The sequence below is a fragment of the Pseudomonas sp. DR208 genome (assembly GCF_019823005.1).
Lineage (GTDB): Bacteria > Pseudomonadota > Gammaproteobacteria > Pseudomonadales > Pseudomonadaceae > Aquipseudomonas > Aquipseudomonas extremorientalis.
This window is the reverse complement of sequence record NZ_CP081944.1, coordinates 3,523,726-3,535,690: the sequence shown is the minus strand read 5'-3', so window position 1 is coordinate 3,535,690 and position 11,965 is coordinate 3,523,726. Positions and strand designations below refer to the sequence as shown.

At 62.1% G+C, this 11,965-nt stretch carries 13 protein-coding genes; 4 read left to right on the top strand and 9 right to left on the bottom strand.

The annotated features are described in order from the left end of the window. Positions 1 to 11 precede the first annotated feature (11 nt). Together K5K89_RS16255 and K5K89_RS16250 are read right to left on the bottom strand one after the other, a co-directional pair. Complete coding sequence (locus tag K5K89_RS16255; protein ID WP_012724311.1) at positions 12 to 962, bottom strand: alpha-E domain-containing protein; 951 nt, start codon at positions 960 to 962, stop codon at positions 12 to 14. Between the two features lie 2 nt (positions 963 to 964). Next, positions 965 to 2,374 carry a circularly permuted type 2 ATP-grasp protein gene (locus tag K5K89_RS16250; protein WP_058425921.1) on the bottom strand — a complete coding sequence of 470 codons (1,410 nt, stop codon included), beginning with the start codon at positions 2,372 to 2,374 and terminating at the stop codon, positions 965 to 967. 373 nt (positions 2,375 to 2,747) lie between these two features. Here K5K89_RS16250 and K5K89_RS16245 point away from each other — a divergent pair, with 373 nt between their 5' ends. The 3 genes from K5K89_RS16245 (at position 2,748) to K5K89_RS28680 (ending at position 3,737) form a co-directional block, all read left to right on the top strand. Next, positions 2,748 to 3,293 (top strand): hypothetical protein, encoded by a 546-nt coding sequence (locus tag K5K89_RS16245; protein ID WP_071488345.1) that lies wholly within the window; start codon positions 2,748 to 2,750, stop codon positions 3,291 to 3,293. An 85-nt stretch (positions 3,294 to 3,378) separates the two neighbouring features. Further along, entirely contained in the window at positions 3,379 to 3,591 is a 213-nt protein-coding gene (locus K5K89_RS16240) for a hypothetical protein (RefSeq protein WP_222539784.1), read from the top strand. An 11-nt stretch (positions 3,592 to 3,602) separates the two neighbouring features. Beyond that, a complete protein-coding gene (locus tag K5K89_RS28680; RefSeq protein ID WP_010210499.1) occupies positions 3,603 to 3,737 on the top strand; it encodes a hypothetical protein in 135 nt (44 codons plus the stop codon). On the opposite strand, the gene K5K89_RS16235 is transcribed toward K5K89_RS28680, so the two are convergent. The 4 genes from K5K89_RS16235 to K5K89_RS16220 all read right to left on the bottom strand — a co-directional run bounded on the left by K5K89_RS16235 (position 3,728) and on the right by K5K89_RS16220 (position 7,809). Further along, the gene (locus K5K89_RS16235) at positions 3,728 to 5,080 is read right to left on the bottom strand and encodes a cation:proton antiporter (RefSeq protein WP_222539783.1); all 1,353 of its coding nucleotides are present in this window, start codon (positions 5,078 to 5,080) and stop codon (positions 3,728 to 3,730) included. The two genes, K5K89_RS28680 and K5K89_RS16235, sit on opposite strands and share 10 nt — an antisense overlap. Before the next feature lie 58 nt (positions 5,081 to 5,138). Continuing rightward, positions 5,139 to 6,065, bottom strand: a complete 927-nt coding sequence (locus K5K89_RS16230; RefSeq protein WP_071488342.1) for a LysR family transcriptional regulator — start codon at positions 6,063 to 6,065, stop codon at positions 5,139 to 5,141. 247 nt (positions 6,066 to 6,312) lie between these two features. Continuing rightward, positions 6,313 to 7,101: an aldolase gene (locus K5K89_RS16225; protein WP_222539782.1), complete on the bottom strand. Its 789-nt coding sequence runs from the start codon at positions 7,099 to 7,101 to the stop codon at positions 6,313 to 6,315. A 3-nt stretch (positions 7,102 to 7,104) separates the two neighbouring features. Beyond that, positions 7,105 to 7,809: a haloacid dehalogenase type II gene (locus K5K89_RS16220; RefSeq protein ID WP_071488340.1), complete on the bottom strand. Its 705-nt coding sequence runs from the start codon at positions 7,807 to 7,809 to the stop codon at positions 7,105 to 7,107. Between the two features lie 114 nt (positions 7,810 to 7,923). Here K5K89_RS16220 and K5K89_RS16215 point away from each other — a divergent pair, with 114 nt between their 5' ends. Then, the gene (locus K5K89_RS16215) at positions 7,924 to 8,769 is read left to right on the top strand and encodes a LysR family transcriptional regulator (protein ID WP_222539781.1); all 846 of its coding nucleotides are present in this window, start codon (positions 7,924 to 7,926) and stop codon (positions 8,767 to 8,769) included. On the opposite strand, the gene K5K89_RS16210 is transcribed toward K5K89_RS16215, so the two are convergent. Genes K5K89_RS16210 through K5K89_RS16200 form a run of 3 tightly spaced genes read right to left on the bottom strand, consistent with a single transcriptional unit; the run spans position 8,755 to position 11,702 of the window. Then, entirely contained in the window at positions 8,755 to 9,984 is a 1,230-nt protein-coding gene (locus K5K89_RS16210) for an EAL domain-containing response regulator (protein WP_071488338.1), read from the bottom strand. The two genes, K5K89_RS16215 and K5K89_RS16210, sit on opposite strands and share 15 nt — an antisense overlap. Before the next feature lie 9 nt (positions 9,985 to 9,993). Next, the gene (locus K5K89_RS16205; protein WP_071488337.1) at positions 9,994 to 10,377 is read right to left on the bottom strand and encodes a response regulator; all 384 of its coding nucleotides are present in this window, start codon (positions 10,375 to 10,377) and stop codon (positions 9,994 to 9,996) included. Continuing rightward, complete coding sequence (locus K5K89_RS16200; protein WP_071488336.1) at positions 10,362 to 11,702, bottom strand: sensor histidine kinase; 1,341 nt, start codon at positions 11,700 to 11,702, stop codon at positions 10,362 to 10,364. The genes K5K89_RS16205 and K5K89_RS16200 overlap by 16 nt, the downstream gene beginning before the upstream one ends. Between the last annotated feature and the right edge of the window lie 263 nt (positions 11,703 to 11,965).

Below are 11,965 nucleotides of genomic sequence, written 5' to 3'. Positions count from 1 at the left end.
GCGGTTGTGGATTACACAACCTCCAGGTACGAGCTATGAATCGCCCGCGCCAACTCGCGCACGGTGTCGATAAATTCCGTGAGACGGCTGTGCAAGCCGTCTTCAAGGATTTCATCAATCCCCGTATACCGCAGCCGCGCCTCGAACTCCGCCGCCAGGCGCTGCGCCGTGCGCCCATAACTGCCAGGCAGGTCCGCCAGGATATGGCTCAACTCCTCGATGCACGCATGCAACGAGCGCGGCACATCGCTGCGCAACAGCAGTAATTCGGACACGGAACGGGCGTTCAACGCGTTCGGGTATAGCTCCGTATACGCCTCGAAGGACGACAACGCGCGGAGCAGGGCGCTCCACTGGTAATAACCGCGTGCCGACAAGTCACTGACTTCTTCCGATTCCTCGCCGAACATCTCGTAGCGCGCATCCAGCAAACGCAGGGTGTTGTCGGCACGCTCGACAAAGGTGCCGAGGCGAATGAACCGATAGGCGTCATTGCGCATGATCGTCCCCGAGGTTGCCCCACGAAACAGGTGCGAGCGCTGCTTGACCCAATCACAGAAGTGGCTGATGCCGTGTCGCGCCAGGCCGCCGGCGGCGATACTGCGCATTTCCAGCCAGGTGGCGTTGAGGTTTTCCCACATGTCGGCGGTGATGCGCCCGCGTACGGCGTGAGCATTGCCACGGGCGGCGCGCAGGCAGTTGTAGATGCTGGCGGGGTTTTCTTCGTCGAGGGCGAAGAAGTGCAGCATGCGCTCGGCATCCAGCTGTTTATGGCGTTCAAGGTAGCTGTCCAGGGTGCCGCTGCTGAGCAACGACATGGCCAGTTCGTCCAGACCGTCGCTGCGCCCGGCTTGTGGCATCAACGACAGCGAGTAACTGACTTCGAGCATGCGCGCCAGGTTTTCGGCACGCTCCAGGTAACGGGACATCCAGTACAGATCTGCGGCGGTTCTACTCAACATACTCAGCCCTCCACCACCCAGGTGTCCTTGGTTCCGCCGCCCTGCGACGAGTTGACGATCAACGAGCCTTCCTTCAATGCCACGCGGGTAAGCCCACCGGGCACCAGGCGGGTTTCCTTGCCCGACAGCACAAAGGGCCGCAGGTCGATATGCCGTGGGGCGATACCGTTTTCAACGAAGGTGGGGCAGGTGGACAGGCTCAACGTCGGTTGGGCGATGTAGGCGTGGGGACGCGCCTTGATGCGCTGGCGGAAGTCCTCGATCTCGGCGGCGCTGGAAGCCGGCCCGACCAGCATGCCGTAGCCACCGGAGCCCTGGGTTTCCTTGACCACCAGTTCCGGCAGGTGAGCCAGTACGTGGGACAGTTCATCGGGCTTGCGGCACTGGAAGGTCGGTACGTTTTGTAGCACCGGTTCTTCGTCCAGGTAGAAACGGATCATTTCCGGCACATAGGGGTAGATCGACTTGTCGTCCGCCACGCCGGTGCCGATGGCATTGGCCAGCACTACGTTGCCGGCGCAATAGGCCGCGACCAGGCCGGGGACGCCGAGCATCGACTCGGGGTTGAAGGCCTTGGGGTCGAGGAAGGCGTCATCGATGCGCCGGTAAATCACGTCGACCGGCTTGGGGCCGTCGGTGGTGCGCATGAACACCTTGAGGTCGTGCACGAACAGGTCGGCGCCTTCTACCAGTTCCACACCCATTTCCCGGGCCAGGAACGCATGTTCGAAGAACGCGCTGTTGAAGCGGCCCGGGGTCAGTACCACCACGTTGGGGTTGTCCAGGCGGCTGGAGCTCTTCAACGTCTTGAGCAGCAGGTTGGGGTAATGGTCCACCGGCGCGATGCGTTGCTTGGCGAATACTTCGGGGAACAGGCGCATCATCATCTTGCGGTCTTCGAGCATGTAGCTCACGCCGCTGGGGGTGCGCAGGTTGTCTTCGAGCACGTAGTAGGTGCCGTCACCGTCACGCACCAGGTCGACACCCGAGATATGCGAGTAGATGTCGCGGTGCAGGTCCAGGCCGACCATGGCCTTCTGATAGCCCTCGTTGCCCAGCACCTGGTCCGCCGGAATGATCCCGGCCTTGATGATGCGCTGGTCGTGGTAGATGTCGGCGAGGAACATGTTCAGCGCATTGACGCGCTGGATACAGCCGCGTTCGATAACGCTCCATTCACTGGCAGGGATGCTGCGCGGGATGATGTCGAAGGGGATCAGGCGCTCGGTGTCTTGTTCGTCGCCGTAGAGGGTGAAGGTGATCCCGGCGCGGTGAAACAGCAAATCGGCTTCGCGGCGACGCTGGGCCAGCAGTTCCGGCGGCGTATTCGCCAGCCAGCGGGAGAAGTCCTGATAGTGCGCACGGCAGGCGCCGTTTGCGTCATTCATTTCATCGAAGAAAGATCGAGCCATTCCAGTACCTTGTCAGTGCCGAGGGACGCTTGGGTGGCACTGCCGTTTCAAAAAACGCATTTTTTATGAGCCCGTGGCTAAGGGTGCCACTGGGCCTGGTCCTTACTTTCTTGTGGGGTCGGCTCTGGGTCGGGGGGTAACGAATGCTCCTGTATGCGGGCAGATGAATGGATAAAGCAATGCCTGTGCCGAAACCCTGAATTGCTTGTACTGAGGGGCGTGTTGTGGCGAGCAAGCCCGCTCACGACAACACGCCCGTTCACCAGAAGGGGGCAGTGCCTGGCAGACGCCCCCGACTTGGTGCATGAACAAACTTGAACTTCACTCGCCGCTGATTCTTCTAACAGGACTTGAACCCGCAGGGAGCACCGTCATGCCCAGAATCATCTCTCCCCATACACCGGAAGCGGCCCTGACCGACCACAGCGAACACAACGCCAAGATCTTCGGTTCGCCCAAGGACCGTTTGGACTTCTACCGGCGCGAGATCCAGTACGAAACCACCATCCTGGCCAACCGCACCGACGCTTATCTCACGGCGCAATCGTTCCTGGTGATCGCCTTTGTTTCCGGCATGGGCAACCTCAACCCGGAGTGGGGCAAGCTGTTTACCCTGGTGGTGCCGGTGTTCCTGGTTTCGCTGGGCATTCTCAGCTCCCTGAATGCCTGGCCAGGCATTCGGGCGGCGTACGAAATCATCGATCACTGGCACTACAAGCAGAGCGAACTGCTGCGCAGCGAGCCGGTGATGGGCATGGCCTATGATGAGTCGCCGCTGTTTTCCGAAATGGAGTCGTCCCACAAGGGCTATCGCAAGTCGCTGCTGTTCTCCATGCGTGCGCCCTGGCTGTTCATGGTGTTCTGGCTGGTGCTGGGGATATACGCGTTCTATATCCAGGTCGACAACCCGATCCGCTGAGCAATCGGACGGAACTTCGCCGGGTGGCGCAGCGCCTTACCTGTAGGCCCTGCTGATTTTCCTGCGGCCTGTAACGAGGTGACCCATGAGCACAAGCAAAGACCCGCAACTCGATAACCGCAACGACCCGGCCATCGACGGCGGCGAACCGGCTCCCGGTACCGCTGCCGACGCGCCGAAAGATCCGGTCCCGGCCAAAGACCCCAAAGCCAGGGAAAACGACTACAGTCCAGACTTCAAGCCCCAGCGCGAGCCCAAGCCTGAAACCGATGCCGATATCGATACCCAGGGCGGTTAGAGGAGACGGTCATGTCCAAAGAACTCGACGACGAACTCAACGACCCGGGCAATGAAGACCCCGGTTCCTTGATGGATGATGCAGAAGTGCCGCTCAACGACCTGGATGACGCGGCAGACGTAGGCAATACAGAGCGTCAGGACTGAGCGTCCGCCTTGGCTCGTCGTTCATACCACACCAGCATCGGCTGGGTACTCAGGCCATGAACGACGATGCTCAGGGCAATGACTGACAAGGTCAGGTTTACCGCCACCGCGCTGCTGGTGCCAATCAAGCCGTGGTTGAGCGCGTAGAACAGGTAGTAAATACTGCCGATCCCGCGAATACCGAACCACCCCATCAGCCCGCGCTGCCGCAGATCAATCAGGCGGCCCCAAGGCATTGCCAGCACGCCCAGCGGGCGGATCACGCAGAACAGCAGTGCCGCTACCGCCAGTGCGCGCCAATCCCAGTGGCTGACCAGCACGATGCCCAGCACCGTCACCAGGAACACCTCCATCGAACGCTCCACCAGGCTGCCGAACGAGAGCATGTCGCCCATCATCACGCCGGCGGCAATCTGGGTGTCTTTCAGTTCGCTGACATCACCTTGCAATGCGTGTTCTGGCTCTACCTCCAGGTGACCCACCACCGGCAGCGCCAAATGCTCCGACGGGGTCTGCGAGTTCCCGGTCGAGCGGAACTCCGCCTGGCGCAAGCCAAGCCCCGCCGCGAACACTGACAGGAAGCCATAGCCGCCCACCGCCTCGGCGACCACATAGGCCAGTGCGATCAGTGCGAGCGTCAGGTAGTCATTGGGCGAGAGCGTGCTGTCACTGTTGCTGATGCGCAACCAAAGAGTCACGCGGCCTATGCCACGGCCCATCCAGTAGCCGATCAACAACCCGGCCGGCACCGCCCAGAGCAGATTCTTCAGCACCCAACCGCCCAGCCAGTCACCGTCGAACCCGCCGTGCTGCATGAACAGCAGGGCGAAAATCACAAACGGGAAGGCCGTGCCGTCGTTCAGGCCCGCTTCGCCGGACAGCCCGAAGCGCAGCGCGTCATAGTCCTGGGCGTTATTGACCTGCACCAGGCCTGCCAGCACCGGGTCAGTCGGGGCCAGAATCGCCCCGACCAGCAGTGACACACCCCACGACAATGCAAACAGGTAATGCAGCGCCAGGCAGATGCCGAGGATGGTCAACAGCATCACCGGCCCGGCCATGCCGAACGCGATGCGCCAGGTCCGGTGCTTGAGTGGCAGACGCAGCTTCAAGCCGCTGACGAACAGCGAAAACAGCACCGCGACTTCAGTGAGGTGCTCCATCCAGCGCGCAGAGTTTTTGATGTCCAGGTGCAACAGGTCGACGCCCAGCGGGCCGATGCCTACCCCCAGCAACAGGCACACCGCCGAGGTGGTGACCGGCATCCAGCGCAGGTAGGAAGAGGTGAGGGCAAGGGTGAGCAAGACAGCGCCCAGTACGGCCATCCATAGAATAAAAGTCATCGAGCGTGCACCGAGGCCGTGGTCTGTTCAGGTTGGAGGACCGCGGCCGGTGACGGGTTCAATGTGATTGGATCAACTGCGAGCCAATGGTTTTCACGCGGATCATGTCGATCAGCTGACGCAAACCCGGCTGCGGCTGGCGCCGGCTGGGGTAATACATGCACAACGGCTCGCCCATGCAGGCCCAGTCGGGCATGACCTCCACCAGGCGGCCGTCCTTGAGCTCCTGCTCCACGCGGTTGGACAGGCAGTAGGCGATGCCCACCCCTTGCAGCGCCGCGTTGACAATGGTCTCGGTGTCGGCCGCGCTGAAGTGGCCGGGCACGTCGATGCGTTGCTGGCGAGCGCCGTTGCCCAGTTCCCACTTATAGGTGGTGTTGTCGCCCAGGTACATGCGGATGCAGGCGTGTTGCAGCAGGTCCTTGGGCACCTGCGGCGTGCCCCGGCGGGCCAGGTAGGCGGGCGACGCGACCACGATCCAGCGCAACTCACCGGTCAAGGGCACGGCGACCATGTCCTGGGGCACGGTGGCGCCGTAGCGGATACCGGCGTCATAGCCCTCGGCGATGATGTCGATCATCTGGTCCTGCACGATCAGGTCCACGCGCAGTTGCGGGTAGGCGGCGCAGAACTCCCCGAGGATCGGCGCCAGCAGCAATACCGCCGCATCCCGCGGCACGTTCAAGCGCAGCCGGCCAATCGGCGCTTCGCGGTACAACTCCAGGGTGTCGAGGCCGTCCTTGATGGTGGCGAAGCCCTGGTTGAGTTTTTCTGCCAGCAGCGAGCCGGCATCGGTGGGTTCGACGGCACGGCTGGTGCGGTACAGCAGTTTGACCCCCAGGCGGGTTTCGAGGTTGCGCATGGTGTGGCTCAGGGCCGAGGTGGTCACACCCAATTCGTGGGCAGCATGGCGAAAGCTGCGGCGGCGGATGATGGCCATGAACACGTTGAGATCGGCCAGTTCGGAGCGGTTGAAAGCAGCCATGTTCAAGTCTCTTATTCAGGAGTTTGGCTGCATGCGGCGTTGAGCTCGATTCAACCGTGGATGACTTAGAGTAATTGTTTTTCCAAGCATTATTGCAAGCCACAGGATGTATTCATGCGCGTTGCGACCCTCAGAATCGCCGGTATCGACAAGCAGTCTGCCGGCCGCATGGTCACTGGCCACCGCGAGCGCCTGGTGGACCAGGGTTCGGCGGTCACCAAGTTCGGTCGATACCGCTCGAAATGTGTCATTGGTCGAAGTGTGAGCCTAATCGCTTCAACCGCCGCATCGCACTGTCCAGATGCGCCCGTGCACTCGCCGGATCGCCCGCGCGCATCTGTTCATACGCCAACTGCGCCACCGCCGGGTCAATCGGCTTGAGCGGCCGCCCGCTGGCCATCGCCTTCAGCTGCACCTGCGCCGCACGCTCCAGGTAGTACACGTCATCCCAGGCTTCAGCGATAGTCGGCGCAGCCACCATCACACCATGGTTCTTCAGGAACAGAATGTCCGCATCGCCCAACGCAGCGGCGATACGCTGCCCCTCACGGTTATCCAGGGCCAGGCCGTTGTAGTCCTCATCCACCGCCGTGCGCCCGTAGAACTTCAACGCCGTCTGCCCCAGCCATAACAACGGCGGCCCTTGCAGCAGGCATAGCGCGGTAGCGTTGGGCATATGGGTATGAAACGCCGCCTTGATGCGCGGCTGCTGTTGATGTAACCGGGCGTGGATGTAGAACGCCGTGGCTTCCGGCGTGCCGTGGCCGTCGAGCACATTGCCGGCGAAATCACACACCAGCAGATCGGACGCGGTGACTTCCTCGAAGGCATAGCCGAACGGGTTGACGAAAAACAACCCGTCATGCCCTGGCACCGTGGCTGAAAAGTGATTGCAGATGCCTTCCTCCATCCCATGCAGCGCCGCCAGTTGCAGGCAGGCGGCGAGTTCCACGCGGGCCTCGATGGCGGTCACCGTGTCGAGGTTCAAGCGCCCGGCGCGCGGGCCAAGAGAGGAGGGCGTAAAGATGTGGGCCATGGTTTACCACCCCAGGGAGTTGAATAGGTCGGGCACACCGTCGAGGGTCGACAGGGTCGCGTCGGGGGTGTAATCGGCGAGCAATTGTCGGCCGGTGCCACGGTCGATCCACACACACCGGAAGCCGATGTCCCGCGCCGCGGCGTGGTCCAGATGCGGGCTGGCACAGATATGCACCACCTGGTCGAGGCTCACGCCCAGTTGCTGGTGGGCATAGTCGAACAGTCGACGGTCGGGCTTGTAGGCGCCGGCCTGTTGGGCGGTAATCACGCGGTCGATAGTGCCGCCAAGTTGTGCCACGTTGCCGGCGATCACGTCGTCGTCGGTATTGGAGACGATGCACAGTTTGTAGCCCAAGTCCTTCAACTGCTTGAGCGTTGCCACCACCTCCGGAAACGGCGGCATGGCGCTGATGCTGTCGGTCAGGGTCGCGCCATCGCGGTCAGTGGCCGGCAGGCCCAGCTCTTTCAGCGCCAGTTGCAAACCCAGGCCCGCCAGGGTGCGAAAGCTGCGGTGCGGCGGGATTTGTTCCAGGGCGTGTTCATGGTGGTCGTAGACGCTGATCAGGGTCTCGCGGTCGACCTGATGCTCACCCTTTTCATCGAGTATCCGCTCGACGGCGGCGCGCAGGCCCTCGTCCCACTGGATCAGCGTGCCGTAGCAGTCAAAGGTCAGCCACAGCGGGCGAGGGGAGTGTTCGAGTGACATGGGGCACCTTCAGCCAAAAGGGGGGAGCGCTTGAGCATAGGAAACCTGGTAGTCAGTTGGAAATTAAATTAACCTCTACATCACAGTTGAATTGTCGATAAGAAGGTCGCTGCCATGTTGGATCTTGAACTGCTGCACACTTTGGTCTGCGTGGTGGACGAAGGCAGCTTCACTCGCGCCGCCGAGCGCGTGCACCGCACTCAATCCACCGTCAGCCAACAGATTCGCAAGCTCGAAGACAGCGTGGGGCAGGTGCTGTTGGTGCGCGACCGTTCGGGCCAGCAGGTCAGCGCGACCGAGCATGGCGAACTGCTGACCCAGTACGCCCGACGCTTGCTGAACCTGTCCCGCGAAGCGCGCGAAGCCTTGAACACCGAGGCCAGTGTGGTGCCAGTGCGCCTGGGCGTGCCCGAGGACTTCGACGCCACGCGCATGGCCTCGATGCTCTCGGGGTTCGTCCGCGCCCGGCCGGAAGCGCGCCTGGAAACGGTCAGCGGCATGAGCAGCGACCTGCGCCGGCAACTGGACAGTGGCGAAATCGACATCGCTCTGGTCAAGCGCGAAGCCGGCAGCGGCGAATGCCATGCCAGTTGGCCGGAGCCGTTGGTGTGGGTGTGCGGCCACGACCAGGATGTGCACGCCGAAACCTTGCCCCTGGCGTTGTTCCCCCAAGGCTGCATCTACCGCCAGCGCGCCATCCGCACCCTGGACAAGGCCCGGCGCAGTTGGCGCGTGGCGTTTGGCAGCCATAGCCTGACGGGCATCCAGGCGGCGGTGACATCTGGCCTGGGCGTCAGCATCTTGCCGAACAGCGCGGTTCTGCCCAGTCATAGGATCTGTAGCGAACTGCCGCCGGTGCTGCCCTCGGAACTGGCATTGGTCAGCGGTGCGCAGCGCTTGAGTGCGACCCACCGGGGGTTGATCGAGTGCCTGCGTGAGGAAATCTCACGGACTCTCTAAGCGCTCCAGCAACAGCCGCTCCAGGGTCTCCACCGGCAGCGGCCGGCTGAACAGATAACCCTGGATCTGATCACAGCCGGCCTCCTTCAAGAACGCCAGTTGCGCCTGGGTTTCCACGCCTTCGGCTACTACCCGCAGGCTGAGGCTGTGGGCCAGTTCGATGATGGTACGGGTGATCGCCGCGTCCTGCGGGTTACTGGTTACCTCGCGGATGAACGCGATGTCGATCTTCAGCGTGTCGATGGGAAACCGCCGCAGGTACGCCAGGCTCGAATAGCCGGTGCCGAAGTCGTCGATGGAAATCTTCACCCCCATGGCGTGCAGCCGCTGCAGGCTGGCGATGGTGTGCTGGGTGTTTTCCATCAACGAACCTTCGGTCAGTTCCACTTCCAGCCAATGGGGCTCGACCCCGGTGCGGGCCAGGGTGCGTGCGATATCGGCGATCAGGTCGCCTTCGATCAATTGATGGCCGGAGACGTTCACCGACACCTCCACCGGGCCAATCGCGCCGCGTTGCCATTCTGCGATCTGCTGGCAGACCTGCTCGATCACCCAGCGCCCCACGGGGACGATCAAGCCCAGGCTTTCCAGGATCGGTATAAATACCGCTGGCGACACCGCGCCGTATTCCGGCCTTTCCCAACGCAGCAGCGCTTCGAGGGCGCAGATGCGACCGCTCGGCACCTCGACCTTGGGTTGGTAATGCACTGTGAAGTCATTACGCGCTACCGCTTGGCGCAAGTCGTTTTCCAGGGACTGGTGCGCCAGGTCATGCACGCTCATGCCGATCTGGCGTTGCGTCAGCTCACGGGAGTGGCTGGCCAGGTCGCCGCGTTCCTTGAGCCGCAGCAGGTTGCGCACCCGCAACCATAGCTCGACACGTTCCACCGGCTTGCTGATGAATTCCTCGGCGCCGGTTTCAAGCCCGCTGACACGGGCGCTCGGTTCACTGAGGGCCGACAGCATGATGATCGGAATACCCGCCGTGGTTTCATCGCCCTTCAATTGGCTGGCGACTTCATAGCCGTCCATGCCCGGCATCATGATGTCCAGCAGGATCAGGTCCGGCGGCTGCCGGGCCACCAACTGCAAGGCTTCTTCGCCGCTGCTCGCGCTCAGGGTCTGGTAGCCCTCATGTTGCAGCAAGGTTTCCAGAAGCTTGCGCACCTGGGGTTCATCATCAACGATTAACAACGTTGCGGGTTGGCTGGCCATGGAGAGGACTCATGTGAGAGGGCGGATGTGCTGTTGCAGCAAGGTGTCGATCACCTGGTACAGCTCTTTGTAACGCAGTGGCTTGATGATGTAGGCATCGCACCCGGCGAGCCGGGTCTTTTCGCGGTCTTCTTTCATCGCCATTGCCGTCAGGGCGATCACCGGGATGTGAGCGGTGAGCGGGTCGCGCTTGAGCAAGGCGGTGGCGGCCAGACCGTCCATGCCGGGCAACTGGATGTCCATCAGGATCAGCGCCGGTTGCTGTTCGCGGGCCAGGGTCAGGCCGGTTTCGGCATCCGCGGCCCACAGCACAGTGTGACCGGCATTGACGAGTAACAGGCGCGCCAGGCGCATGTTGGCTTCGTTGTCTTCAACAATCAGGATGTGGGGCATGCAGCCTCCGGGGCGCGGTGCAGCGGCAGCCAGGCGACGAACCGCGCCCCGCAGCCTTCACGGCTGGCCACGGCGACGCTGCCGCCATGCAGGTCGGTCAACCGCTTGACCATCGCCAGCCCCAGGCCAGTGCCTTCGAATTTGCGTGCCAGGCTGCTGTCGATCTGGCTGAACGCCTTGAACAACTTGTCCATGTCCGCCTCGGCGATCCCGATGCCAGTGTCGCTGACGCTGAGTTCGAGGAACGGCTGATGAGCGCCGTCGGGCAAGGCAAAGCGGTACACCGGCCAGTCGCCGGGAATGTGCCCGACCTGTGCGCGGGGCACCTGGCGCACTGTCAAGGTCACTGAGCTGCCGTGTGCGCTGAACTTTACGGCGTTGGCCAGCAGGTTGTAGACGATCTGTTTGGTCTTGCGCAGGTCCAGCTGTAAAAGGCCGAGGTCTTCGGGACACTCCAGCTTCAACTGGATGCGTTGCAGCGCCGCCTTTTCCCGCACGATCAGCAGGCTGTTGGCCAACAGCCCCGCCAGTTCTGCGTTTTCCAGTTCCAGCTCCATCATCCCGGCCTCGACCTTGGACAGGTCGAGAATGTCGTTGATCAACGACAACAAGTGCTGGCCGCTGGTGAAAATGTCGCCGATGTATTCGCGCTGGGTCTCGCTCATGTCGCCGACCAGGCCATCCTTGAGCGCCTCGGAAAAGCCGATGACCGCGTTCAGTGGCGTGCGCAGCTCATGGGACATGGTGGCGAGGAATTCGGACTTCATGTGGCTGGCGTGTTCCAGCTCCAGGTTCTTTTCTTCCAGCGCCCGCTCGAAGCCTTTGCGCTCGGCTTCTTCCTGCTTGCGCGCGGTGTTGTCGGTGCCGATCAGCAAGTAGCCGATGATGGTGTCATGCCGGTTGCGCAGGGCGGTGACCGAGACCATGGCCGACAGACGACTGCCGTCCTTGCGGATGTAGGTCAGCTCGTAGATGTCTTCGATACCCCGCGAGGCCTTGAACACCAGCGCTTCGAAGCCCGGCGTGATCGGCGTATCCAGTTCCAGGCTGAGGGCGGCGGCGCGGGTGATCAGCTCGATCGGGTCGGAAATATCGGCCGGCGTGATGCGGTTGACCACATCGGCGGCGGCATAACCGAGCATGCGTTCGGCGCCGACGTTGAAGATCTGGATCACGCCTTTCTCGTCGGTGGCGATGCTGGAAAAGTACGCGCTGTTGAAGATTGCGTCTTGCAGGGCGCCGGTCTTGAGCAGGGTTTTCTGCCGCTTGAACTCGACGATCTTTTCAGCCCGCGATTGCGGTTGTTCGGGTAACGGTGTGTCCATCGCTTTGGCGTTCCGTGACGTTCAGGCCCGCCATCGTCAAGCGGCGATGGCGCAGAGCATGCTCGCAGAAGATCGCTGGGGGGCGACGAGGAGGAGATGAGGTCCTTGGACAATAGCAGAGATTGTGGCGTTTTGATGGCGGGCTACGGGCTGTTTCACTTCAAATGGATACCCTTGGGTGAAATTGGGTACTTTTCGGATTAATGACGGATGAAACGATTCACCTGTCGATAAATGATCGACGCAAGCGCTTGCGTAAGGAA